Consider the following 24,870-nt stretch of genomic DNA (forward strand, 5'->3'; position numbering starts at 1 on the left):
AAACCCCTTGAAAGTCGTACACACCATCCAGGAATTGCGCGATCACCTGCGCGGCCAGAATCGCGTGTCGTTCGTGCCCACCATGGGCAACCTGCATGAAGGCCACCTGTCCCTGATGAAGCTGGCGCGCCAGCATGGCGACCCGGTGGTGGCCAGCATCTTCGTCAACCGGCTCCAGTTCGGACCGAACGAGGACTTCGACCAGTATCCCCGCACGCTCGCCGCCGACATCGAGAAGCTCGAGCGCGAGCGCGACGTCTACGTGCTGTTCGCGCCGAACGAGCGCGAGATGTACCCCGAGCCGCAGAACTTCCGCGTGCAGCCGCCCGACGACCTGGGCGACATCCTGGAAGGGGAGTTCCGCCCCGGCTTTTTCGAAGGCGTCAGCACCGTGGTGCTGAAGCTGTTTTCCTGCGTGCAGCCGCGCGTGGCCGTGTTCGGCAAGAAGGACTACCAGCAACTGATGGTGGTGCGCAACATGTGCCGCCAGTTCCAGCTGCCCGTGGAAGTGCTGGCGCACGAGACCGTGCGCGCCGACGACGGCCTGGCGCTGTCCTCGCGCAACCGCTATCTCAGCGACGCCGACCGCGCCGAGGCGCCCGCCCTGTACGCCGCGCTGCGCCATGCCAACGAGCGCCTGGCCCAGGGCGAACGCGACGCCGCTGCCCTGGAGCGCGAAGCCGTCGAGACCCTGACCCAGCGCGGCTGGCAGGTGGACTACGTGGCCTTGCGCCGCCAGCGCGACCTGAAGCGTCCGGAAGCGGCCGATCTGCAGGCCGGCGAACCGCTGGTGGCCCTGGCGGCCGCCAAGCTGGGCACGACCCGGCTGATCGATAATCTGGAACTAGCCTACACGGCCTGAGACGGCCCGGCCCGGGGGTGGCGTCCATGTCCACCCCCTGAAAGAATTACCAGCTTACGTGGTGGCGGGCGGCGGATCAGACTCGACGCAATCCTATATTGCAAGCGAGCCGCCCCATGCAAGCTCCCCGTTCCGACCTGGAAGCCGTTCTTTCCTCGCTCACTCCGCGTGAGCGGCAAATCGTCACTTATGTGGCCGCCGGCCGGCCCAACAAGGTCATCGCCATAGACCTGGGCATTTCGCTGCGCACGGTCGAGGCCCACCGCTCCCGCATCTTCGCCAAGCTCCAAGTCCGCAACGCCATGCAACTGGCCTGCCGGCTGTGCGAGCATGGCCGTTCCGGCGCTTCGCCCGTGCCGGGCGCGGCCGGGCCAGACCGCGGGCATGCCTTGGTTTCCATGCCCCTGCCGGCCAGCGCCGGTCCGAGCTACGTGCTGCATGAGCCGCCGGGGCCAACGTATAGCCCATGCCTGGCAAGCCCCGCAGCACGCCATTCCGATCTCGGCGCCGACCTCGACGGCGATGCCGGGTAGTCCAAAAGCACCGGGCCCGACGAACGTGATGTTCGTCGGGCCCGGGTAAGGGGCTGCGCGGGCGGCGTGTTCAACGGCCGCCGGCGGGCCTCAAGGGCACTTGGGCGCTGTCGCCTTGGCCAATTCGTCGATCGGGTCCAGATCCGGCTGGCGGGTCAGGTTGTAGTTCAGGTTGGGCGTCTGGCCATCGATGGAACGCACGCGCAGCACGTTGTTGGCGGCCACCACGAATTCCGCGCGGCCATTGCCATTGCCGTCCATCAGGATGACGCGCGGCGGGCGCTCTTCGGTGGCATCCCAGCAGCCTTGCTCGGTGACCGGCGGGCCTTTCTTGGGATCGTTTTCCAGGTAGGCCACGCGGCCGCGCCAACGGCCGTTGGGCGCCAGCGTCAGCGTCACGCGCTGCGCGGTGCACTGCATGGCCGGCGAGAAGCACGGCAAGGTGCCCATGTAGGTCTGGGGTTGCGGCACCAGGCTGTGCACGGCGGCGCTGGGCGCGGCGGAGCTGGTAGCGACGGGCGCGCTTGCGGCCGATGCCGTCGTTGCGGTGTGCTCGGTTTCCGCCGGGACGGCCTGGCCGTCTTCGGTGGTCTGGCCGCCGGCAGTCTGGGCAGCCTGATTCTGGTTCTTGCGGGGGGCGTCGGGCTTGAGCGCGATCTGCACTTGCGACGGCGCGCGGATGATGCTGCGGTAGCCCGCGCCCGAGCCCTGGTATTGGGCGTCGGTCACGGTGCTTTCAGCCGGGGGGTCGTAATAGCCTTCGGTTTTTTGTTGGGCGCAGCCGGCCGCGCCCAATACGGTGCCTGTGAGCAGCAGCCCCATGACGCTGAGTTTGCGGGAGCGGGTACCGATTTCTACGCGCGCGGTCATGGCAGCTTATCCGTGTATTGAGTCTGTCTCCGATTTTACGCACTTATGCGAAGATTCGATACGTTCCCCTTAGCCGCTCTTGGGCATCGTCAACACTTTATGCACTATTTACGACACGGCCGCCGCCGGCCCGCCCCGCGCACTGCCGCCAGCTTCTGGCGCGGCGCTGCCGCGGCTCGGCGCCTCGCGGGCGGATGACGGCGATGCGGCATGTCTTCGATCTGCCTGTGGGCGTCTTCATCGGCCTGGCGGCGCTGGCGGGCCTGTTCGTCGGCAACTGGCTGACGGTGCTGACGCATCGGCTGCCGCGCATGATGGAACAGGAATGGCAGGCGCACTGCCAGGAAGCCTCAGGCAAGCCGTCCGCCGCGGGCCGCTATGGTTTGTGGTCGCCCGCCTCGCACTGCCGCGCCTGTGATACCGCCGTGGCAGGCTGGCAGCGGCTGCCGCTCTTGGGCTGGCTGCTGCTGCGGGGCCGCTGCGGCGCCTGCGGCGCGGCCATAGGCTGGCGCTATCCGGCCATCGAATTGCTGACCTGCGCGCTGTTCGCCGCTTGCGCCTGGCGCTTCGGCGCAACGCCGCTGGCGCTGTCCGCCATGGGCTTGTCGGCCATGCTGGTGGCGCTGGCCTGGATCGATTTCGAGTCCACGCTGCTGCCCGACGCATTGACCCAGCCGCTGCTCTGGGCCGGGCTGCTGGTCAATCTGTTCGACGCCTATGCCAGCCTGCAGATGGCGGTGGTGGGGGCGGTGGCGGGCTACGTCTTTCTGTGGGTTATCTTTCATGTATTCCGCTTGTTGACGGGGCGCGAGGGCATGGGCTACGGCGACTTCAAGCTGCTCGCCGCGCTGGGCGCATGGTTCGGCGTGGAAGCCCTGCCGACGCTGCTGCTGAGCGCGTCGCTGCTGGGCGTGCTGATAGGCGGCGCGCTGACCTTGAGCGGCCGCGCCAGCCGCGGGCAGCCGCTGCCCTTCGGCCCCTATCTTGCGCTGGCGGGCGTCGTGACGCTGCTGGTTGGGGGCGAACACGGTTTGGGGCAGTTTTTGCAATAGGGCGGTTCATGCCCTGCATGGGGTGGGCGGTATGTTGAAGATAGGTCTGACGGGCGGCATCGGATCGGGCAAGACCCGGGTGGCGGACCTGCTTGCGGAGTGGGGCGCCACGCTGGTCGATACCGACGAGATCGCGCGCGAGCTGACTGCCGCGGGCGGCGCGGCCATGCCCGCGATCGAACGCGAGTTCGGCCCGCGCGCGCTGACGCCGGACGGCGCGCTGGACCGCGCATGGATGCGCGATCAGGCGTTCTCGGATCCGCAGGTGCGCTTGCGGCTGGAAGCCGTGTTGCATCCTGTCATCGGACAGGAAACCGAGCGGCAGGCCGGTGCCGCAAGCGGCGCGTACCTGGTCTTCGTGGTACCGCTGCTGGTGGAGTCGCTGCCGCGCTGGCGTTCGCGCCTGGATCGCATCTGCGTGGTGGACTGCGACCCCGACACGCAGGTGGCGCGGGTGCGGTTGCGCAGCGGGCTGACGGAGCCAGCCATCCGGCGTATCATGGCGGCACAGGCTGCGCGGGCAAGCCGTCTGGAAGCCGCCGACGACGTCATCGTCAATGACGGGGGCACTACGCCGGACCAATTGCGCGCGCAGGCGAAGACCCTGCATGACCGCTGGCTGACGCTGGCGAGCACGACGGGCCGGCAAGCCTCGGGCTAGGCCGGCACCCCTGAATAATATTGGCCAGCCGGCCAAACACAGATGGGCCTGTAAAGAAGCGTGATCGTTTACGAATACCCCTTCAATGAGCGCATCCGCGCTTATCTGCGGCTGGAATACCTGTTCGACAGGTTGTTCTTCTTCGCCCGCGAGGGGGACTCGCGCCTGCACCAGGTTGCCGTCACCTCCTTGTTCGACCTGCTCGACGCCTGCGAGCGCACCGATGTGAAAGGCGCGGTCCTGCAAGACCTGGAGCGCCAGCGCATGGCGCTGGTCGGATTGCGCGATCATCCCGGCGTGGCGCAGGATGCGCTCGAAGCCATGCTGCGCGAAATGGAAAAAGTGACCACGGCGCTGGCCGCGCCCGGCAAGACCGGCCAGTCCCTGCGTGAAAACGAATGGCTGACCAGCCTGCGTGGGCGCCTGTCGGTGCCGGGCAGCGCCACGCAGGTCGACATGCCTTCGTATTTTGCCTGGCAGAACAAATCCGAGGCCGCCCGCTGCGCGGACCTGCAAGCCTGGGTAGCGCCCTTCATCCCTTTGTATGACGGCCTGACCCTGGCCCTGCGCCTGCTGCGCGAATCCGGCCGCAAGTCGGATACCGTGGGCGAGCAGGGCGCCTACCAGCAGATGCTGGGCGGCAAGCAGTTCCAGCTGCTGCGTGTCTGGCTGGATCCCGCGCAGGGCGTATTTCCCGAGATCAGCGCCAATAAGTACATGATCTGGATACGTTTTTCTATCCAGGACGGCGAATTCAAACCCCAGCAGGTCGCCCGCGACGTACCCTTCCAGATGACCCTCTGCAGCTCGTAGGATGGGTGTGGCGCGAGACTTCCCGCGCAAGAACACCGTCGCCCAATGCGCGTAAGCCAGCGAGCAGCGCTTGGGTGGGGCAGGACCCGCCAAGCACATGGGGTAAGGCGGCCCCGCTTCCCTTCTGTCCAGATTCCTGTTGCTCCCAGTTTCAACTAGGGATCGTGGCGCTGGAAACCGGGACGGTCTGGTACACAATACGGCTTTCCTCCGCCCGTGCCGGAACCGTTCCATGCCTGAAAGCCGTCCCGTCTCTCCCCCCACCCGTTGGACCCGCCGCCGCCTAGTCGGGCTGGCGCTGGTATTGCTAGTCGCGGCGGGCATAGCCTGGCTTGTGCTGCGGCCCGCGGCCAAGCCGGGCGGGGCAGGCGGGCCGGGAGGGCGGCCCGGCGGCCGGCCGGCGGCGGGCGCCATGATGAACCCGGCGGTGCCGGTGCGCATCGCCACCGCCGCCCAGCAGGACATCGACATCTATCTGAAATCGCTGGGTACCGTGACCGCCTACAACACCGTCACCGTGCGCAGCCGGGTCAGCGGCGAACTGGTGGAAGTGGCCTTCCAGGAAGGCCAGCAGGTGAAGGCCGGCGACCTGCTGGCCCAGGTGGATCCGCGGGCGTTCCAGGTGGCCCTGGACCAGGCGCGCGGCACGCAGATGCAGAACCTGGCGCAGCTGGAGAACGCCCGGCGCGACCTGCAGCGCTATCAGGCGCTGTACAAGCAGGACTCGATCGCCAAGCAGCAGGTCGACACGCAGGCGGCGCTGGTGCGCCAGTACGAAGGCACGGTCAAGAGCGATCAGGCCAATGTGGACAATGCCCGCCTGCAACTGGACTACGCCCGGATCACGGCGCCGATCAGCGGCCGCCTGGGCCTGCGCCAGGTGGACCGCGGCAATCTGGTGTCCAGCTCTGACACGAATGGTCTGGTGGTGATCACCCAGACCCAGCCGATCTCCGTGGTGTTCACGCTGCCCGAGACCCAGTTGCCCGAAGTGCGGGCCGAGATCGCCGCCGGCAAGACGCTGGCGGTGGATGCCTATGACCGCGCCGACACCCGCCGCATCGCCACGGGCCAGCTGGAAACAATGGACAACCAGATCGACGTGACCACCGGCACCCTGAAGCTGAAGGCGCGCTTCGAGAACGCCGACGATGCGCTCTTTCCGAACCAGTTCGTCAACGTGCGCCTGCACGTGCTCACGCGCAAGGACGTGACTGCGATTCCCACCGCCGCCATCCAGCAAGGCTCGGCCGGCGCCTTCGTCTTCCTGGTGCAGGAGGACAGCACCGTGCAGGTGCGCCAGGTGAAGCTGGGCGCGGTCAACAACGGCATGGTGGCCGTCAACGAAGGCCTGCAGCCGGGCGACCGGGTGGTGGTCGAAGGCACCGACCGCCTGCGCGCAGGCGCCAAGGTGGACGTGGTGGGGGGCGCGGACGTGATCCCCGCCGCCAGCGGCAAGACCCTGGGCGCGGGCGGCCCGGCCGGCACCACGCCGCCGTCGAAATAAGCCGGGAAGCATCGTGAGCCCGTCGCGCCTGTTCATCCTGCGTCCGGTGGCCACCACGCTGTCGATGGTGGCCATCCTGATCGCCGGTTTCATCGCCTACCGGCTGCTGCCCGTTTCGGCCCTGCCGGAAGTGGACTACCCGACGATCCAGGTGGTGACGCTGTACCCCGGCGCCAGTCCCGATGTGATGACTTCGCTGGTCACTTCGCCATTGGAGCGGCAATTCGGGCAGATGCCGGGCCTGAACCAGATGTCGTCGACCAGTTCGGGCGGCGCCTCGGTCATCACGCTGCAGTTCAACCTGACCCTGCCGCTGGACGTGGCTGAACAACAGGTGCAGGCGGCAATCAATGCGGCCTCGAATCTGCTGCCCAGCGACCTGCCGGTGCCGCCGACCTACAACAAGGTGAACCCGGCGGACGCCGCCGTGCTGACGTTGGCGATCACCTCGCCCACCATGCCCTTGCCCCAGGTGCGCGACCTGGTGGATACGCGGGTGGCGCAGAAACTGTCGCAGATCCCCGGCGTGGGCCTGGTCAGCGTGGCGGGCGGGCAGCGTCCGGCGGTGCGGGTGCAGGTCAATCCGCAGGCGCTGGCGGCCAACGGCTTGTCGATGTCGGACCTGCGCACGGCCATCGTCGGCGCCAACGTCAACCAGCCCAAGGGCAATCTGGACGGGCCGCAGCGGTCCACCACCATCAACGCCAACGATCAGCTCAAGACGCCCACCGACTACAACGACCTGATCATCGCGTACAAGAACAACGCGCCGCTGCGCCTGTCCGACGTGGCGCGCGCCGTCGAAGGCGCCGAGGACACGCGCCAGGCGGCCTGGGCCGGCGACAAGCCCGCCATTCTGCTCAACATCCAGCGCCAGCCGGGCGCCAACGTGATCGACGTGGTCAACCGGATCCAGACGCTGCTGCCGCAACTGCGCGCCGCCTTGCCCGCGACCCTGGACGTGAGCGTGGTGTCCGACCGCACCCAGACCATCCGCGATTCGGTGGCCGACGTGCAGTTCGAGATGATGCTGGCCGTGGCCCTGGTGGTCATGGTGACCTTCGTGTTCCTGCGCAGCCTGACGGCCACGCTGATTCCCAGCGTGGTCGTGCCGCTGTCGCTGGTGGGCACCTTCGGCATCATGTACCTGGCCGGCTTCTCCATCAACAACCTGACCCTGATGGCGCTGACCATCGCCACCGGCTTCGTGGTGGACGACGCCATCGTCATGATCGAGAACATTGCGCGCCATATCGAGGAAGGCGAAACGCCGCTGCAAGCCGCGCTCAAGGGGGCTTCGCAGATCGGCTTCACGCTGATCTCGCTGACCTTTTCGCTGATCGCGGTGCTGATTCCGCTGCTTTTCATGACCGAAGTGGTGGGGCGGCTGTTCCGCGAGTTCGCCATCACGCTGGCCGTGTCGATCCTGATATCGCTGGTGGTGTCGCTGACCCTGACGCCCATGATGTGCGCGCGCCTCTTGCGCGCCGAGTCCGAGCAGAAGCACGGCCGCTTCCATCAGGTCACGGGCGCTTTCATCGACCGCGTGATCGCCGGCTACGACCGTTGGCTGCAAGTCGTGCTGCGGCATCAGCCGCTGACGCTGCTGGTAGCGCTGGCGACCTTCGCGTTGACCGTGCTGCTCTACATGGTGATCCCCAAGGGCTTCTTCCCGCAGCAGGACACCGGCCTGATCCAGGCCATCACCCAGGCGCCGCAATCGATTTCCTTCCCGGCCATGGCGGAGCGCCAGCGCACGGCCGCGCGCCTGGTGCTGGAGGATCCCGACGTGCAGGCCGTGTCATCCTTCATCGGCGTGGACGGCAGCAACGCCACGCTCAGCGCCGGACGCATGCAGATTGCGCTCAAACCGCAATCCGAGCGCAACGGCGACCTGCGCACGGTGATGGGGCGCTTGGAACAGGCCCTGGCCAAGCAGGACGGCCTGACGGTCTACATGCAGCCGGTGCAGGACCTGACCATCGAGGACCGCGTGAGCCGCACGCAGTACCAGATGACGCTGTCCAATCCCGACCTGAAGGTGCTGAGCGAATGGACGCCCAAGCTGGTGAACCGCTTGCGCCAGGTGCCCGGCTTGAAGGACGTGACCGACGACCTGCAGGACGACGGCCTGCAGACCTGGGTCGAGATCGACCGCGACGCCGCATCGCGGCTGGGCATCACGGCCGCGGTGATCGACGAGGCGCTCTATAACGCCTTCGGCCAGCGGCTGATTTCCACCATCTTCACGCAATCCAATCAGTACCGCGTGGTGTTGGAGGTCGAACCACAGTTCCAGGTGACGCCGGCCTCGCTGGGCCAGATCCACGTGCCGACCTCGACCGGCGCGCAGGTGCCGCTGTCATCGGTGGCGCACATCAGCGAGGGCAAGACGGTGCTGGCCGTCAATCGGCTGGATCAGTTTCCGATGGTGACGGTGTCCTTCAACCTGGCGCCGGGCGCTTCGCTGTCCAGTGCGGTGGTGGACATCGCCGCGGCCGAGGCCGAGATCGGCCTGCCCACCGGCGTCGAGACGCGCTTCCAGGGCGCGGCGCTGGCGTTCCAGAATTCGCTGTCCAGCACCTTGTGGCTGATCCTGGCCGCCATCGTGACGATGTACATCGTGCTGGGCGTGCTGTACGAAAGCTATATCCATCCCATCACCATCCTGTCGACGCTGCCTTCGGCCGGCGTGGGGGCGCTGCTGGCGCTCCTGATCAGCGGCACCGAGCTGGACATGATAGGCATCATCGGCATCATCCTCTTGATTGGCATCGTCAAGAAGAACGCCATCATGATGATCGACTTCGCGCTGGACGCGGAGCGCAAGCGCGGCCTGAGCCCGCGCGCGGCCATCCATGAAGCCGCGCTGCTGCGCTTCCGTCCCATCCTGATGACCACGCTGGCCGCGCTGTTCGGCGCGCTGCCGCTGATGCTGTCGACCGGGACGGGCGCGGAGCTGCGCCAGCCGCTGGGCCTGGTGATGGTGGGCGGGCTGCTGCTGTCGCAGGTGCTGACCCTGTTCACCACGCCGGTCATCTACCTGATGTTCGACCGCATGTCGCGCCGCTGGCGCGGCGTGGACCAGGCGCCGGCGGAGGATGCGTCATGATCCTGTCGGCACCCTTCATCGTCCGGCCGGTGGCGACCACGCTGCTGAGCCTGGCGGTTGTGCTGGCAGGCATGCTGTCGTTCTTCCTCTTGCCCGTGGCGCCGCTGCCGCAGGTGGACATTCCCACCATTTCGGTCTCGGCCAGCCTGCCGGGCGCCAGTCCGGAAACCATGGCGTCCAGCGTGGCCACGCCGCTGGAGCGCTCGCTGGGCAGCATCGCCGGCGTGACCGAGATGACCTCCAGCAGCTCGCAGGGCTCTACCCGAATCACGCTGCAATTCGATCTTTCACGCGACATCAATGGCGCGGCCCGCGACGTGCAGGCCGCCATCAACGCGGCGCGCTCGCTCTTGCCGACCAGCCTGCGCAGCAATCCCACGTACCACAAGTCCAATCCGTCCGACGCGCCCATCATGACCCTGGCGCTGACGTCCGACACGCTCAGCCAGGGCCAGCTTTACGACATCGCCTCGACCATCGTGGCGCAGAAGCTGTCGCAGGTGGACGGCGTGGGCGAGGTGACGGTGGGCGGCAGTTCGCTGCCGGCGGTGCGCGTCACCGTGCTGCCGGGCGCGCTGGCCAACCGCGGCGTATCGCTGGACCAGTTGCGCACCACGCTGGCCAATGCCAACGCCAACCGTCCCAAGGGCGTGCTGGAGAATGACCGCTATCACTGGCAGGTCATGGCCAGCGACCAGCTCAGCCGCGCCGAGCAGTACCGGCCGCTGATCGTCGCCTGGAAGGACGGCGCGCCGGTGCGCGTATCCGATGTGGCCCGCGTCGAGGATTCGGTCGAAGACCTGTATCAGACCGGCTTCTTCAACGAGCGCAAGGCCATCCTGATGATCGTGCGGCGCCAGGCCGACGCCAACATCATCGAAACCGTGGACGCGGTGCGCGCGCAGCTGCCCATCCTGCAGGCCCTGATGCCGGCGGACGCGCACATGACGGTGGCGCAGGACCGCACGCCCAGCATCCGGGCTTCGCTGCATGAGGCCGAGCTGACCCTGATCATCGCCGTGGGCCTGGTGGTGCTGGTGGTGCTGCTGTTCCTGCGGCGCTGGCGCGCGGCCATCATCCCCAGCGTGGCGGTGCCGGTCTCGCTGATCGGCACGTTCTGCATCATGTACCTCAGCGGCTTCACGCTGAACACGATTTCGCTGATGGCGCTGATCGTGGCGACCGGCTTCGTGGTGGACGACGCCATCGTGGTGCTGGAGAACATCATGCGCCACGTGGAGCGCGGCATGTCGCCCATGCGCGCGGCGCTGCGCGGTTCGCGCGAAGTGGGCTTTACCGTGCTGTCGATGAGCCTGTCGCTGGTGGCGGTGTTCATCCCCATTCTCTTGATGGGCGGCGTGGTCGGGCGCTTGTTCCGCGAGTTTGCGGTGACGCTGTCGGCCGCCATCCTGGTGTCGCTGGTGGTGTCGCTGACCTTGACGCCGATGATGTGCGCGCGCCTCTTGCGTCAGGAAGCCCCCGACGAGAAGCCGCCCGGACGGCTGGCGCGCTGGTCCGAGCGCGGCTTCGACGCCATGCTGGACGGCTACCGCCGCAGCCTGCGCTGGGCGCTGACGCACAGCCGGCTGATGATGCTGATCCTGGCGGTGGCCGTGGGCCTGAACGTCTATCTGTACACCGTGGTGCCCAAGGGCTTTTTCCCGCAGCAGGACACGGGCCAGCTGCTGGGCTTTTTCCGCGTGGACCAGGGCACCTCGTTCCAGGCCACGCTGCCCAAGCTGGAGGCGTTGCGCAAGGTGGTGCTGGCGGATCCGGCGGTGCAGAGCATGACGGGTTATGCGGGCGGACGGGGCGGCAGCAACAGCAGTTTCATGCAGATCCAGCTGAAGCCCCTGGAAGAGCGCAAGGTCTCGGCGGACGCGGTCATCAACCGGCTGCGCGGCAAGCTGCAGAACATGCCGGGCGCGCGCATGTTCCTGGTGTCGCAGCAGGACATACGCATCGGCGGGCGCCAGAGCCAGGGCTCTTACGACTACACGCTGATGGCGGGCGACCTGCAATTGCTGCGCACCTGGATGCCGAAGGTGCAGCAAGCCATGGCCCAGATCCCCGAGATCACCGACGTCGACACCGACGTCGAGGACAAGGGCCGCCAGATCAACCTGGTCATCGACCGCGAGGCCGCGACCCGCCTGGGCGTGAGCATGTCCACCATCTCCACGGTGCTGAACAACTCCTTCAGCCAGCGCCAGGTGTCGGTGATGTATGGGCCGCTGAACCAGTACCACGTGGTGCTGGGCGTGGACCCGAAGTTCGCGCAGGACATCGAGTCGCTCAGGCAGGTCGAGGTCATCACCGCGGCCGGCGCGCGCGTGCCGCTGTCGGCCTTCACCCGCCTGGAAAACGCCAACGCGCCGCTCAGCGTGCAGCATCAGGGGCTGTTCGTGGCCGACACCATCTCGTTCAGCCTGGCGCCGGGCGTGTCGCTGGGTCAGGCCACCAGCGCCATCGATGCGGCCGTGGCGCGCATCGGCCTGCCGTCGGATCAGATCCAGGCCGGCTTCCAGGGCACGGCCGCGGCCTTGCAGCAGACGCTGGCGCAGCAGCCCTGGCTGATCCTGGCGGCGCTGGTCACCATGTACATCGTGCTGGGCATTCTGTACGAAAGCTTCGTGCATCCGCTGACCATTTTGTCGACCCTGCCGTCCGCCGGCCTGGGCGCATTGCTGGCGCTGTTGCTGGTGCGCTACGACTTCACGCTGATCGCGCTGATCGGGGTGTTCCTGCTGATCGGCATCGTCAAGAAGAACGCCATCATGATGGTGGACTTCGCCCTGGATGCCGAACGCACCCAAGGCATGAACCCGCGCGACGCCATTTTCCAGGCCTGCCTGACGCGCTTTCGCCCCATCATGATGACGACCATGGCCGCCATCTTCGGCGCGCTGCCGCTGGTGCTGGCCACCGGCGCCGGCGTCGAGATGCGCCAGCCGCTGGGCATTACCATCGTCGGTGGCCTGGTTCTGAGCCAGATCCTCACGCTGTACACCACGCCCGTGGTCTATCTTTACCTGGACCGCTTCCGTCTCTGGGCCGCGCGCGGGCGCGCGCCCAAGAACGGGTCCTCCGCTTCCATAGAACCTACATGATGCGCAACGCCAAGCCTGTTCCGAACCTGTTCCTTCCCCGCAGCATCGCCGCGGCCGCGCTGTGCGCGCTGCTGGGCGCTTGCGCGGTCGGCCCCGATTACCAGCGCCCGGCGCTGGACGTGGGCGCGGCCTACAAGGAAGGCCAGGGAGAAGTCGAAGGCTGGAAGCTGGCCCAACCTTTGGACCAGGCCGAACGCGGCGATTGGTGGCGGGTCTACGACGACGCCACGCTCAACGGCCTGGTGGCGCGCCTGAACGAGTCGAACCAGACCGTGGCTCAGGCCGAGGCCAATTACCGGCAGGCGCTAGGCCTGGTGCGTGGCGCGCGCGCCGGCTTTTTCCCGACCGTGGGCGCGGGCGCGGGCATGACGCGCTCGGGCAGCGGCGGCGGGCAGAATGGCTCGACCTTGTCGTCCGGCAGCAATGTCTCGAACCAGTATTCGCTGACCGGCAACGTCAGCTGGGAAGTGGACCTGTGGGGCCGTGTGCGGCGCAGCGTGGAATCCTCGGAAGCCAGCGCCGCGGCCAGCCTGGCCGATCTGGGCGCCACGCGTCTGAGCGCCCAGGCCGCGCTGGTGCAGGCCTATCTGCAATTGCGCGTGCTGGACGAACAGAAGCGTCTGCTGGACGCCACCGTCGCGGCCTACGAAAAATCCCTGCAGCTGACGCAGAATCGTTACGCCGTGGGCGTGGCGGGCCAGGCTGACGTAGCCGTGGCGCGCACGCAGGTGGAAAGCACACGCGCGCAGTCCATCGACCTGGATTGGCAGCGCGGCCAGCTTGAACACGCCATTGCCGTGCTGATGGGCCAGGCGCCGTCGCAATTCAGCCTGCCGCCCGCGGTGTTTGCGCTGCAACTGCCGCAGATCCCGGTGGGCCTGCCGTCCGAGCTGCTGGAGCGCCGTCCCGACGTGGCGGCCGCCGAGCGCCGAGCCGCCGCCGCCAATGCGCAGATCGGCGTGGCGCAGGCCGCGTGGTTCCCCAGCCTGACGCTGTCGGCCGATGGGGGTTTCCGCAACGGCCAGTTCGCGGAGTTGCTGACGGCGCCGGCGCGCTTCTGGTCGCTGGGGCCGGCGCTGGCGCTGACGATATTCGATGGCGGCGCGCGCGAGGCGCAGGTGGAACAGGCCCGTGCGTCCTATGACGCGCAAGCGGCCGCTTACCGCCAGACGGCGCTGACCGGGCTGCGCGAGGTCGAGGACTACCTGATCCAGTTGCGCGTCATGGAGAACGAGCAGGTGGTGCAGCGCCGCGCGCTTGAATCCGCGCGCGAATCGCTGCGCCTGACGCAGAATCAATACAAAGCCGGCCTGGTCGATTACCTGAGCGTGGCGGTGGTGGATGCCACCGCGCTCAACAGCGAACGCAATGCGCTGAGCCTGCTGGGCAACCGCTTCGCGGCCAGCGTCAATCTGATCGTGGCCTTGGGCGGCGGCTGGGAAGGCCTGCCTCCCGCAGGGGCGCAAGCGCGCGCGGACAATCAGGCCGCGCCCGCGGCAGCAGCGCCCGCGCAGCCCTGAACTTGCGCCGCGCGGATGCGTGGTGAAACGCTGGCGTCGTCAACGCCCGCGTTTCACCCGCGCGGCAGGAAGGCGATGACCAGCCAGGCCGCCGCCGCGGGCACCGCGAACACCAGCAGCAGGATGGGCAGTTCCTCGCGTACCGTGTAGCCGGCGCGCGTGACGCCGACCCACATGTTGACGATAGCCATCAGCAGCCACGCGGGCAGGAACAGCTTGGCCGCGGCAATCGAGCCGGCCGCGTCGCCGCCCCATTGCTTGCCGAACAGCGCGAACACGGCCAGCAGCAGCAGGCCTCCGACGATGGTCAACAGTACGTGCATGGCGCCGCTCCTATTTGGTGGTGTAGCCGCCGTTGATCAGCACCGTCTGGCCGGTGATCCACCAGCCGTCCGACACCAGGAAGCGGATGAAGGGCACCACGTCCTCGATATCGGTCAGCCCGGTTTTCGAGAACGGCGACAAGGCGGCGGCGGTCTTATGGTACGCCACGGCGTCGGCGCCTTCGGCCGGATAGAAGAATGGCGTGTCCATGGGGCCGGGGCCTACCGCCGTCACCGAGATGCCGCGCGCGCCGAATTCCTTTGAGGCGGCGCGGGTGTAGTGCTCCACGGGCGCCTTGGTGCCGGCGTAGGCCGCGTAGAAGGGCGTGTAGGCCCCCAGCAGCGAGGTCACCAGCGTGCAGATCTTGCCATTGTCGTTGACGTGGCGGCCGGCTTCCTTCAGGAAGAAGAAGGCGGACTTCGAGTTCACCGCGGCCATCTCGTCGTATTCGGCTTCCGTGATTTCGGTGAAGGGCTTCTTCAGCACTTTGCCGACGGTATTGATCGCAATGTCCGGACGGCCGACCGCGGCCACCGCGTCGGCGAACAACTTTTCCATCGCGCCGGCCGAGCTCAGGTCGGCCTGCAAGGCGACGGCCTGCGCGCCGGCGGCCTTGACGGCGGCGACCGTCGCGTCGGCGTCGGCCTTGGTGGCCGCGCTGTTGTAATGCACCGCCACCGCGCGCGCGCCTTGCTGCGCCAGGTCCCGCGCGATCAATCCGCCCAGGTTCTTCGCGCCGCCCGCGATGATGACGGTTTTGCCTCTGATTCCGTGGTCTGCCATGGTCCTCTCCGCTATCGGGCCGCCGGATGCGAGCCCTTTGCAGACGATGATATATTCCAAAAAATCCGCATAAAACCGCTATTTCTGGTATCTCTATCCAGAAATTACGAACAGTGAGGCCAGCCCTCGCAGGAGCCATTCGCCTCATGGACCGCATAGACCTGTTCCGGGTTTACGCCCGCGTCGTCGAGTGCGCGAACTTCTCGCGCGCGGCGGATACGTTGGGCCTGCCGCGCTCCACGGTGTCCGCCGCCGTGCAGGAGCTGGAGGGCCGGCTGGGCGCGCGGCTGCTGAACCGCACCACCCGGCAAGTGGCGCCCACGCAGGAGGGCGCGGCTTTCTATGAGCGCTGCCTGCGCCTGGTGGCCGACATGGAGGAAGCCGAGAATCTGTTCCGGCACGCCTCGGTGGGGCCCAGCGGCATGTTGCGCGTCGACGTGCCTGGACGCGTGGGCCGCCTCATCGTGGCGCCGGCGCTGCCGGCTTTCCTGGAAGCCTATCCGCAGATCGACGTCACGCTGGGCGTGACGGACCGCGCCGTCAACCTGATCGAGGAAGGGGTGGATTGCGTGTTGCGGGTCGGCGTGCTGCCGGACTCGGGCCTGGTGGCGCGGCCGATCGGCATGCTGCGCCTGATCAACGTCGCCAGCCCGGCGTACCTGGCGCGTCATGGCGTGCCAGCTACACCGGACGATCTGGCGGCGGGGCATGCCTGCGTGAACTACGCCTCGCCATCGACTGGCCGGCTGGCGCCTTGGGAGTGGCTGGACGGCGGTGATACCCGAACCGTGCAGCTGCGCGGGCGGGTCACGGTCAACAGCGCCGAAGCCTACATCGCCAGCTGCGTCGCGGGACTGGGGCTGATCCAGATTCCGGCCTACGACGTGCAGGCGCATATCGCTGCGGGCGAGCTGGTCGAAGTCATGTCCGACTATCAGCCCGCGCCCATGCCGATGACGCTGCTCTATCCGCAGCGCCGCTCGCCGTCACGGCGGGTGCAGGTGTTCGCGGACTGGCTGGAAGCGCTGCTGCGGCCGGCCTGCGGTCTGCGCTGACGTCAGAAAAAGACCGGCCACTGGCGGGCCGGCCTTGCTGGCGGCAGTACAGCTGTCGCCGGGACTACAGCGGGATCGCCGACAGGTCCGGACGCCGCAGATGCCAGTCGGTCGCGGCCTGGAAGGCCATGCCGATGCGGCCCAGCGCGCCTTCGCCATTGGGCCTGCCCAGCAGTTGCACGCCGATGGGCATGCCGTCCGCCGAAAAGCCGGCGGGCAGGGCCAGGCCCGAGGCGTTGACGTAATTGCCGGGGCGCGTGAAGGCCGCCAGCGGCGTGGCGGCCTCGTCCACGTCTTCCAGCGGGCAGGCGGCAAACGGCAGGCAGGGCGCGAGGACGGCGTCGTAGTCGCGCATCCAGTCCTGCCAGGACTCGCAGGCGCGGGCGTGGGCTTGCAGCGCCAGCACGTAGTCGGCGGCGCTGATCTGCTTGCCGCCCAGCACACGGGCGCGCACATAGCGGCCCAGCGGCAGGCTGTCGTCCTCGATGTAGTCGCGGTGCTGGGCGTAGGCTTCGGCGGCGATGATCAGGCCGTTGCGCAGCATCATGTCGTGGAAATCGAAGGGGAAGGGGGCTTCCACGCATTCCGCGCCCAGGTCCGCCAGCGCGCGGCGCGTGTCGTCCAGCGCGCCCTGCACCGCCGCGTCGATGGCAATGGGGTATTGCGCCTGAGGCATGAGCGCAATGCGCACGCCAGCGAGCGGCTTTGCGCCCGCGCGCGGATCGCGGTAGCGGTAGGCGGGCACGCCTCGCGTCACCGGATCGCGCGGGTCGGGGCCGGACATGGCCGCGGTCAGCAGCAGCGAGTCGCGCGTGTCGCGGGTCAGCGGGCCGATGGAATCCAGCGTGTGGGACAGCGCCACCGCGCCGTACAGGCTGATGAGTCCGCGGGTGGTCTTCAGGCCGGTGATGCCGTTGAGCGCCGCGGGAATCCGCACCGAGCCGCCGGTGTCCGAACCCAGCGCGGCGGGCGCCAGGCCCGCAGCCACTGCCACGCCGGAGCCGCTGGAAGAGCCGCCGGGAATGCGGGCGCGCACCAGGTCCCAGGGATTGCGCGGCGTGCCCATGACGGGGTTGGTGCCCCAGCCGCCGAAGGCGAACTCCACCATGTGCGTCTTGCCCAGCACCACCATGCCGGCGTCGAGCAGGCGGGTCACGGCCGTGGCGGTGACCTCGCTGCGGCGCTCGCGCCAGGCTTGCGAACCGGCCGTGGTGATCTGGCCCTGGATGTCGCAAAGATCCTTGACCGCCACGGGCAGGCCGTCCAGTGGACCGAGCAGGCCGTAGCCGGCGCGGCGGCGCGCGTCGGCAGCCTCGGCCAGGCGCAGCGCGCCCTCGCGGTCGACGCTGACGTAGGCGCCCAGCGCCGGGTTGGCGCGGTCGATGCGGTCCAGGTAGTGCCGCGCCAGCTCCACCGAGCTGTAGCGGCCGTCGGCCAGGCCCTGCGCAAGTTCGCCGAGCGTGGCAAATGCAATGTCAGACATGTTTTCCTCGGGTGATGTCAGCGCGGCGCGCGGGTCGCCGCGCGCCGCCTTCCTGCTTGCGCGATCAGCGCTTGTTCCAGTCGGGGGCGGGGTACACCGGCTTCTGCGTGGCCACGTCGGCCGGCCAGACCGGAACCATGCCCTTGCCCGGCAGCAGCTGCACCACGGGGAAGGGCATCAAGAGCTGCTTGCCCGTTTCGTCGATGGCGTAGGGGCCGGCCATGACGGTGAGCTTGCCCGACAGGTCCAGCGACGCCTTCTTCAACGCGGCGGCGTCGGTGCTGCCGGCTTGCTTGACGATCTCCTCGGTCAGCGCGCCCGCGCCATAGGCCAGCGCGGTCTGGAAGTCGGGCGGGAACTCGGCCTTGGGGAAGCGCTGGTCATAGGCGGCGGCGAACTGCTCGCGCGTCATGCCGGCGTTGACCTTCCAGTTGATCGCGGGGTGGTAGTTGGTGTGGCTGTAGATGTAGTTCGAATCCGCGCCGATGGCCTGGAATTGCGGCGTCGACGCGTAGACCATGAAGACGTACGGGAAGTTGATGTCCAGCTGCTTCATCTGACGCGTCATGCTGATCAGGTCGCCTTCATACGAAGTCGGCACCAGCGCCTCGGCCCCGGCCGCACGGGCCTTCTGCAGAATGGTGCTGAAGTCCTTCTGGCCCTTGGGGTACTTCTCGAACAGCACCACCTGCATGCCGTTCTTGGCGGCCTGCTCCTTGCCGCCTTCGGCCAGGCCGGCCGGGAACGGCTCGTCCGAATACAGTATGGCGACCTTCTTCACGCCCTGGTTGGCGGCCAGCTCCATGTTGGCGCGCAGCATCGCCGACACCGGCATCTGCGTGCCGGACACCATGTTCTTGAAGCCCTGCTTGTACAGGTCGTCGCTGGCGGCGGACCAGACCATCAGGTACTTGCCCAGGCGCTCGGTGACCGTGGCGGCCGCCGCGGTCAGCGTGGAGCCGAAGGGCGCGAACACCAGATCCACTTTTTCATCGACAATCAGGCGTTCGTAAACGCGAGTCACCATCTGCTTGTCGCTGCGGTCGTCCAGCTTGACCAGTTCGACCGGGTACTTCTTGCCTTTGACTTCGATGCCGCCGCGGCGGTTGACGTCGTCGACCCACAGTTCGACGCCGCGCACGCCCGATTGCGAGGCCAGCGCGAAGCTGCCGGTCGACGATACCGTCATGCCGACACGGATCTTGTCGGAGGTCTGGGCGGCGCCCAGGGCAGGGGTCAGGGCGGCGACGGCAAGGGCCAACGCCGGTAAGCGGGACAGCCAGGGTCTAGCGTGCATGGGAGGTCTCCTATCGTTTTTGGTATGCAGCCCCGCGTTCCGTGGCGGACCATCGGACAGAGGCCTGGTGCTGGGCAATGTTTGCTCAACACGCGAGATAGCGTATAACAAATAGGCATGGAGCGCACGCCTTGAATAAATTGAATTACCGACAGACCGAAATGTTGTGGGCCATCGTCATGGCCGGGTCCATCAGCGGGGCCGCGCGGCTGCTGAATATTTCCCAGCCGGCGGTCAGCCGGATGCTGGCGCACACCGAGAAAGCGATGGGGGTGACGCTCTTCGAGCGAGTCCGCGGCAAGCTCAGGCCGACCTCGCAAGTGCAGAGCCTGTTTGAAGAAATCGAGAAAACGCAGCGCATGATGCAGCGCGTCAACGACCTGGCCGATGCGCTGGCGGAGCACGGCACTGGGGTGTTGCGGTTGGCGTCGATTCCCAGCCTGGCCCAGTTCCTGGTGCCGCGCGCCGTGGCGCGTTTCCAGCGGAGTCATCCGGAGCTGCTGTTGCGGCTGAATACGACGGCGCTGCCTACGCTGATCACCGACGTGCTGCAGGGCGAGGCTGAGCTGGGGCTGGTGGTAATGCAGGCAGACCACCCCTTCCTGACGTCCCAGCCGCTGCATGTGGGGAAGATGGTGGCCGCCATACCCAAGGCGCATCCGCTGGCGGCTCGTGCCGAGGTAAGTCTGGCCGATCTGTCGCCGCATCCGCACATCGTGGTGGGCACGCGCATGCCCTTTGGCATGCTGGTGCTGGGCGCCTTCGAGCAGGCGGGCCTACCGTGCCGCATGTGCGCCGACGTACCCTGGAGCCAGTTGGCCTGCGCCTTGGTGAATGCCGGGGTGGGCATCGCCATCGTGGATGAATTCACCGTCATGCAGAACACCATGCCGGACGTGGTCATCGTGCCGCTGGCTGAGCGCATTCCTCTGAATATTTCGGCTGTCTATGCCAGCAATCGAGAGCCCTCGGCCATTGCCCTGGAGTTCATCAAAGAGCTGCGCGGGGTGCTTGCCGAGGCCTTTCCTACCGAAAATAAGGGTTAGTCCTTAACTTGCAGTTATGGTTTGAACTGTTCATAATCGCCTCCAAATAGAGCGGCCGTCCAACCCGGAAACGGCCCGGAGGAAGACATATGAGCAGCAGTCCCGTCCTGGCGGCGGGCGCCGCCTCGCATCGCGCGCAGGATCAGCGCGCAGTGCGGTTGCGCACCCGCATCGCCGTCATCGTCTTTGCCGCCCTGGCCGCCGGCCTGGCCCTGATCCCCATGGCCACGTCGAACATCTCGTTCGCGTTCTACCTGATGCTGTGGATCACCATGGCCAGCGCCATGAATATCTGCGTAGGCTTCACCGGCTACCTGCCGTTTGGCTACGTGGTGTTTTACGGCGTGGGCTCCTACGCCACCGGCATCTGCTACAAGATCCTGGGCTGGCCCATCCTGCCGTCGCTGCTGGCGGCAGGCGGCGTGGGCGTGGCGATCGCGCTGCTGCTGGCGCCCACGTTGCGGTTGCGCGGCGTGTACTTCGGCATCGTGAGCCTGGCGCTGGCCACCATCGTCAAGCTGATCATCTCCAATCTGCCGCAGTCCTTCACCGGCGGCAGCATGGGCATCATCCTGTCCAGCGCCAACAACCCCACGCACAGCTACTACGCCATGCTGGCCGTGATGGGCGCCACCCTGGCCACCGTCACCTGGCTTTCAGCGTCCAGCCTGGGCCGCGCGCTCAAGGCCATCCGCGACGACGACGGCGCCGCCGCCTGCGTCGGCATCCATGTGCCCAACACCCGGCTCAAGGCCTGGCTGCTGGCCGCGCTGTTCCCGGCGCTGGCCGGCGGCATCGAGGCCTGGTACACGAACGTGGTGGATCCGGAATATGCGTTCCACGTGCTGATCACCGCCAAGAGCATCATCTACGCGATGGCGGGCGGCTTCGGCACCATTCTCGGGCCGGTCGTCGGCACGCTGGCGCTCCTGGGCATCGACCACATGATCTGGCAGAAATTCCCGGTGGTGAACCTGCTGCTGCTGGGCCTGATCATCGTGCTGCTGATGCTGTTCCTGCCGCGCGGCATCGTCGGCAGCCTGATCAAACGCAAGCCGCAACTGCGCCGCTACATCGCCTGAGGAACCGCCATGACCGGACTGATTATCCAAGGGTTGATCAACGGCCTGATCCTGGGCGCCATCTACGGCCTGATCGGCGTGGGGCTGAACGTGATCTTCGGCGTGCTGCGCGTGGTCAACTTCGCGCACGGGGAATTCCTGGTGCTGGGCGCCTACTTTGCCTTCTATCTGATGGAGTACGCCGGCATCAATCCGCTGGTGGCGCTGCCGCTGGCCTTTGCCGCGTTCTTCCTGGCGGGCTATCTGCTTTATTTCGTGCTGATCCCGCGCCTGTCCAAGGCCGACGATCCCGAGATCAGCTCGCTGCTGCTGATGTTCGGCGTGTCCATCATGCTGGGCGCCATCATGCTGCTGGCGTTCGACGCCGACGCGCGCTCGCTGCCCTATGAAATCGAGCCCGTGTTCCTGAAGTTCGGGCCGGTGCTGATCCCCACCGTGCGGCTGCTGGCGCTGGTCATCGCGCTGGCCATCATCGGCGCGCTGACGGTGTTCCTGTACCGCACCCAATTGGGCAAGGCGCTGCGCGCCATCATCATGAACCGCGACGCGGTGCGCATCGTGGGCATCAACGCCGAACGCCTGTCGGCCGTGGCCTTCGGGCTGGGCATCGGCCTGGCCGCCGCCAGCGGCGTGCTGGTGGCGATGGTGTTCCCGGCGTTCTCGCCGTTCATGGGCAACGACTACACGCTGATCGGCTTCATCGTCATCGTGCTGGGCGGCCTGGGCCATCCGGTGGGCGCCTTGGTCGGCGCGCTGCTGTTCGGCGTCACGGAGCAGGTATCGGTGGTGTTCTTCAATCCTTCCATCGCCACCATCTGCGGCTTCTCGCTCATGGTCGCCACCATCTTCATCCGGCCCAGCGGACTCTTCGGCCGCCAGGCGCTGCGCTAATAGGAGCCTGACACATGTTGAAAGTCAGCAATCTCAAGAAGCGCTTCGGCGGGCTGGTGGCCTTGCAGGGCGTGGACGTGGATGTGCCCCGGGGTTCCATCCTGGGCGTCATCGGCATGAACGGGTCGGGCAAGACCACCATGCTCAACTGCATCAACGGCATCTACACCCCGGACGAAGGCCGCATCGAGCTCGACGGCCAGAACATCGCCGGCAAGCAGATCCACGAGGTCGCCCGGCTGGGCGTGGGCCGCACCTTCCAGGTGCCGCGCATCTTCCGCCAGCTGACTCTGCTGGACAACCTGGAAGTGGCGCAGCAGCAGACCGGCCGCAGCGCCGACGAACGCTATGCCCAATCCGAGTACTGGCTGCACAAGGTGGAACTGCACCGGCTGCGCCATAACTACGCGGAAGAGCTGTCCGGCGGGCAGCAGAAGCTGGTGGAGCTGGCGCGCATCATGGTGGCGCGGCCCAAGGTGGTGCTGCTGGACGAACCCTTCGCGGGCGTCAATCCGGCGCTGGCGCAACTGCTGATCTCGGTCATCCGCGAACTGCCGGGCGAGCACGATTGCTCGGTGGTGTTGGTGTCGCACGATCTGACCTCGATCTACCAGCTGTCCCATCACATCATCGTCATGAACGAAGGCGCCATCCTGAGCCAGGGCAACGCCGAGCAAGTGCGCGCCGACCCCCGCGTGGTCGAAGCCTATCTGGGAGCCTGACATGAGCACGTCGATACTCGCGCTGGAAGACGTGACCGTGGCCTACCACGGTGATATCACCATCCTGAACCACGTCAACATTCAGGCGCGCGCAGGCAAGGTGACGGGCGTCATCGGCCCCAATGGCGCCGGCAAGTCCACGGTGTTGAAGACCATGTTCGGCTTCCTGCCGCCGCGCACCGGCCGCATCACCTTGCGTGGCGCCGACATCAGCGCGCAGCCCTCGCACGAGCGCGCCAGCAACGGGGTGGCTTTCGTGCCGCAGCACCGCAGCCTGTTCGGCGAACTGTCGGTGCACGACAACCTGCTGCTGGGCTGCTGGCCGTTCCGCAAGGATAAGGCGCGGGTGCGCCGGCGCATCGATTCCGTCTACGACCGCTTCCCGATCCTGGCGCAGAAGCGCGACGATCCCGTCTCCAGCATGAGCGGCGGGCAGCAGCGCTTCGTCGAATTCGGGCGGGCCTTGCTGATCGAGCCGTCCGTCATCCTGTTGGACGAGCCCACCGCCATGCTGGCGCCCAAGATCTCCAAGGAGATCTACACGCTGATCCGCGGCTTTGCCGACGAGGGCATGACGGTGGTGCTGGTGGACCAGAACGTGCGCCGCTGCGCGGAAGTGTCCGACTATATGTATATCCTGGAACTGGGCCGCAACAAGGCCGAGGGCGGACGCGAGGCCTTCGACGACGGCGGCGGGCTGCGCGAGATGGTCGCGTCCTGGATGGACTACAAGATCGATTAGGGCCAGTTGGCGCCAAGGGCCCTAACCGCAGCGATAGACGTTGCCCGACAGCGTGACGTTGGTTTGCTCCTGGTGGTCCTTGCCGCCCGTCTGTCCGGCGCGCTGCGTCAGCAGATAAACCACGTTGCCGCCCATCGCCGCCGCACGGTTCTTCAGATCATTGCGTGCACCCGTCTCCAGATCGGCGTTGGAGGTGATGGCCCCCGCCAGGAAGTTGCCCTGACTGCCAGTGACGTCGCCCAGGAATGCGCATTCCTTGCCGGGTTCGTTGTGCGTGATGCGCACGCTCGTGGCGGGGCCGGGCGCCAGCGAGGTGGGGGCGCAGGCCGCCAGCGTGGCGGCGCAGGCCAGAAGGGAAGCGATACGCAGCGTATCGCGGGAAAGAGCGGGCAGGGTTTGCATGACGACAGGTATCCATCGATAGGACGTGGGAATCCTGCGCATGGCGGCAAGCCACGCGCTGGGGGAAAGCCGAAAGGGGGGAAATCAGTCGGGGTCTGCGTTGCTGGCAGCCGTGTCTGGCTGATATTCGAGCAGATCACCAGGTTGGCATTGCAGCACTTCGCAGATGCGCTCGAGCGTGTCGAAGCGCATGCCCTTCACCTTGCCCGACTTGAGCAGCGACAGGTTCGGCTCGGTGATGCCGATCTCCTGGGCCAACTGGCGCGCCTTCATTTTGCGCTGCGCCAGCATCACATCCAGCCGCACGACAATCGCCATCAGATGAACCCCCGGTTCTCTTCCGCGACCTGGGCGGCCTCTTCCATGGCCCAGGCCAGCGAAAACAGCAGGCCGCCGAGCAAGGCCAGCAGGATGTCGCTGACGTCGATATCGATAAGCATGTGAGGTCCCTGGCCTGGCCCGTTGGCCAGCGTCAGGGCCAGCGCCAGTACCGTCTTCAGTACTGGCACCGCGGCGCTGAATACCGTGACCAGCAAGGCGATGCCGCGCAGCCGGCGCGCGGTGGCGACCGTGAGCACATCGCCGCGGCCGAAGTCGCTGAACATGGCGTAGGCATGCGCGATGCCGCGCAGCGCCAGTCCCGCCAGCACGCCGAACAGCGCGAAGCCCAACACCCGGTAGCCCAGCCCCAACTGCAGTTGCGGTGCGCCTGGCGGCCCGGCCAGCCCGATGTAGGCCGAAGAACTTTCGGCAGGTACCGGCGCAGGGGTGATGCCGAGGAACGAATAGATGCCGCGCGCCAGCACTGCCTCGGAGGTGAAGAACCACATGCCGATCAACGCGGCGACCAGCAGCACTGCGGCGGCGATGAGCAAACTGCGCATCCAGCGCGACAGCGCCCGGATGCGTTCGAGCCGATTGCGTCCGCCCGGGGCGGGCGGGGTTTCTTGGGTGGGAGTAGAAGTCAGCGCTGCGGCCACGGGAGCCTCCAGAACACGTTGCT

At 67.1% G+C, this 24,870-nt stretch carries 23 protein-coding genes; 15 read left to right on the forward strand and 8 right to left on the reverse strand.

The features are described from left to right. Window positions 1-7 precede the first annotated feature (7 nt). Window positions 8-862: a pantoate--beta-alanine ligase gene (panC, locus tag FOC84_RS15785; RefSeq protein ID WP_088157581.1), complete on the forward strand. Its 855-nt coding sequence runs from the start codon at window positions 8-10 to the stop codon at window positions 860-862. Window positions 863-978: 116 nt separating this feature from the next. Beyond that, window positions 979-1,395, forward strand: coding sequence for a response regulator transcription factor (locus FOC84_RS15790; RefSeq protein ID WP_173145237.1), 417 nt, complete (start codon window positions 979-981; stop codon window positions 1,393-1,395). Between the two features lie 90 nt (window positions 1,396-1,485). On the opposite strand, the gene FOC84_RS15795 is transcribed toward FOC84_RS15790, so the two are convergent. Next, window positions 1,486-2,265, reverse strand: coding sequence for a copper resistance protein NlpE N-terminal domain-containing protein (locus tag FOC84_RS15795; protein ID WP_173145238.1), 780 nt, complete (start codon window positions 2,263-2,265; stop codon window positions 1,486-1,488). 203 nt (window positions 2,266-2,468) lie between these two features. Between FOC84_RS15795 and FOC84_RS15800 the strand changes: the two genes are divergently transcribed. The 7 genes from FOC84_RS15800 (at window position 2,469) to FOC84_RS15830 (ending at window position 14,040) form a co-directional block, all read left to right on the forward strand. Further along, window positions 2,469-3,317 carry a prepilin peptidase gene (locus FOC84_RS15800; RefSeq protein ID WP_173145239.1) on the forward strand — a complete coding sequence of 283 codons (849 nt, stop codon included), beginning with the start codon at window positions 2,469-2,471 and terminating at the stop codon, window positions 3,315-3,317. Between the two features lie 31 nt (window positions 3,318-3,348). Further along, window positions 3,349-3,978 carry a dephospho-CoA kinase gene (gene coaE / locus FOC84_RS15805; RefSeq protein ID WP_173145240.1) on the forward strand — a complete coding sequence of 210 codons (630 nt, stop codon included), beginning with the start codon at window positions 3,349-3,351 and terminating at the stop codon, window positions 3,976-3,978. 60 nt (window positions 3,979-4,038) lie between these two features. Next, on the forward strand, window positions 4,039-4,791 hold the full coding sequence (gene zapD, locus FOC84_RS15810; protein ID WP_173145241.1) for a cell division protein ZapD: 753 nt from the start codon (window positions 4,039-4,041) through the stop codon (window positions 4,789-4,791). A 232-nt stretch (window positions 4,792-5,023) separates the two neighbouring features. Then, window positions 5,024-6,298: an MdtA/MuxA family multidrug efflux RND transporter periplasmic adaptor subunit gene (locus FOC84_RS15815; protein WP_173145242.1), complete on the forward strand. Its 1,275-nt coding sequence runs from the start codon at window positions 5,024-5,026 to the stop codon at window positions 6,296-6,298. 13 nt (window positions 6,299-6,311) lie between these two features. Next, entirely contained in the window at window positions 6,312-9,410 is a 3,099-nt protein-coding gene (locus FOC84_RS15820; protein WP_173145243.1) for an MdtB/MuxB family multidrug efflux RND transporter permease subunit, read from the forward strand. Beyond that, window positions 9,407-12,520 (forward strand): multidrug efflux RND transporter permease subunit, encoded by a 3,114-nt coding sequence (locus FOC84_RS15825; RefSeq protein ID WP_173145244.1) that lies wholly within the window; start codon window positions 9,407-9,409, stop codon window positions 12,518-12,520. Before FOC84_RS15820 ends, FOC84_RS15825 begins: the two co-directional genes overlap by 4 nt. After that, window positions 12,517-14,040: an efflux transporter outer membrane subunit gene (locus tag FOC84_RS15830; RefSeq protein WP_173145245.1), complete on the forward strand. Its 1,524-nt coding sequence runs from the start codon at window positions 12,517-12,519 to the stop codon at window positions 14,038-14,040. The genes FOC84_RS15825 and FOC84_RS15830 overlap by 4 nt, the downstream gene beginning before the upstream one ends. 53 nt (window positions 14,041-14,093) lie before the next feature. Here FOC84_RS15830 and FOC84_RS15835 read toward each other — a convergent pair whose 3' ends face one another. Further along, a complete protein-coding gene (locus FOC84_RS15835; RefSeq protein ID WP_054459270.1) occupies window positions 14,094-14,363 on the reverse strand; it encodes a hypothetical protein in 270 nt (89 codons plus the stop codon). A gap of 10 nt (window positions 14,364-14,373) precedes the next feature. Then, window positions 14,374-15,147 (reverse strand): SDR family oxidoreductase, encoded by a 774-nt coding sequence (locus FOC84_RS15840; protein WP_173145246.1) that lies wholly within the window; start codon window positions 15,145-15,147, stop codon window positions 14,374-14,376. Window positions 15,148-15,293: 146 nt separating this feature from the next. Here FOC84_RS15840 and FOC84_RS15845 point away from each other — a divergent pair, with 146 nt between their 5' ends. Further along, window positions 15,294-16,202 (forward strand): LysR family transcriptional regulator, encoded by a 909-nt coding sequence (locus tag FOC84_RS15845; protein ID WP_173145247.1) that lies wholly within the window; start codon window positions 15,294-15,296, stop codon window positions 16,200-16,202. A 64-nt stretch (window positions 16,203-16,266) separates the two neighbouring features. Here FOC84_RS15845 and FOC84_RS15850 read toward each other — a convergent pair whose 3' ends face one another. Together FOC84_RS15850 and FOC84_RS15855 are read right to left on the reverse strand one after the other, a co-directional pair. After that, the gene (locus FOC84_RS15850) at window positions 16,267-17,685 is read right to left on the reverse strand and encodes an amidase (protein WP_173145248.1); all 1,419 of its coding nucleotides are present in this window, start codon (window positions 17,683-17,685) and stop codon (window positions 16,267-16,269) included. Between the two features lie 64 nt (window positions 17,686-17,749). Beyond that, a complete protein-coding gene (locus FOC84_RS15855; protein WP_088138198.1) occupies window positions 17,750-18,982 on the reverse strand; it encodes an amino acid ABC transporter substrate-binding protein in 1,233 nt (410 codons plus the stop codon). 161 nt (window positions 18,983-19,143) lie between these two features. On the opposite strand from FOC84_RS15855, the gene FOC84_RS15860 reads away from it, so the two are divergent. The 5 genes from FOC84_RS15860 to FOC84_RS15880 all read left to right on the forward strand — a co-directional run bounded on the left by FOC84_RS15860 (window position 19,144) and on the right by FOC84_RS15880 (window position 23,465). Beyond that, window positions 19,144-20,028 carry a LysR family transcriptional regulator gene (locus tag FOC84_RS15860; RefSeq protein WP_173150177.1) on the forward strand — a complete coding sequence of 295 codons (885 nt, stop codon included), beginning with the start codon at window positions 19,144-19,146 and terminating at the stop codon, window positions 20,026-20,028. Between the two features lie 89 nt (window positions 20,029-20,117). Next, on the forward strand, window positions 20,118-21,110 hold the full coding sequence (locus FOC84_RS15865; protein ID WP_173145249.1) for a branched-chain amino acid ABC transporter permease: 993 nt from the start codon (window positions 20,118-20,120) through the stop codon (window positions 21,108-21,110). Between the two features lie 9 nt (window positions 21,111-21,119). Beyond that, window positions 21,120-22,001: a branched-chain amino acid ABC transporter permease gene (locus FOC84_RS15870; RefSeq protein WP_173145250.1), complete on the forward strand. Its 882-nt coding sequence runs from the start codon at window positions 21,120-21,122 to the stop codon at window positions 21,999-22,001. Window positions 22,002-22,015: 14 nt separating this feature from the next. Then, the gene (locus tag FOC84_RS15875) at window positions 22,016-22,723 is read left to right on the forward strand and encodes an ABC transporter ATP-binding protein (RefSeq protein ID WP_173145251.1); all 708 of its coding nucleotides are present in this window, start codon (window positions 22,016-22,018) and stop codon (window positions 22,721-22,723) included. A gap of 1 nt (window position 22,724) precedes the next feature. Further along, window positions 22,725-23,465: a branched-chain amino acid ABC transporter ATP-binding protein gene (locus FOC84_RS15880; RefSeq protein WP_173145252.1), complete on the forward strand. Its 741-nt coding sequence runs from the start codon at window positions 22,725-22,727 to the stop codon at window positions 23,463-23,465. Between the two features lie 21 nt (window positions 23,466-23,486). Here the strand turns inward: FOC84_RS15880 and FOC84_RS15885 are convergent, their stop codons facing one another. The 3 genes from FOC84_RS15885 to FOC84_RS15895 form a co-directional block, all read right to left on the reverse strand. Beyond that, entirely contained in the window at window positions 23,487-23,867 is a 381-nt protein-coding gene (locus FOC84_RS15885; protein WP_217278796.1) for a DUF4156 domain-containing protein, read from the reverse strand. 84 nt (window positions 23,868-23,951) lie between these two features. Continuing rightward, window positions 23,952-24,185, reverse strand: coding sequence for a helix-turn-helix domain-containing protein (locus FOC84_RS15890; protein WP_173145253.1), 234 nt, complete (start codon window positions 24,183-24,185; stop codon window positions 23,952-23,954). Then, window positions 24,185-24,847, reverse strand: a complete 663-nt coding sequence (locus FOC84_RS15895; protein WP_173145254.1) for a hypothetical protein — start codon at window positions 24,845-24,847, stop codon at window positions 24,185-24,187. The genes FOC84_RS15890 and FOC84_RS15895 overlap by 1 nt, the downstream gene beginning before the upstream one ends. Window positions 24,848-24,870: the final 23 nt, after the last annotated feature.

The sequence above is a fragment of the Achromobacter pestifer genome (assembly GCF_013267355.1).
Taxonomy (GTDB): Bacteria; Pseudomonadota; Gammaproteobacteria; order Burkholderiales; family Burkholderiaceae_B; genus Achromobacter; species Achromobacter pestifer_A.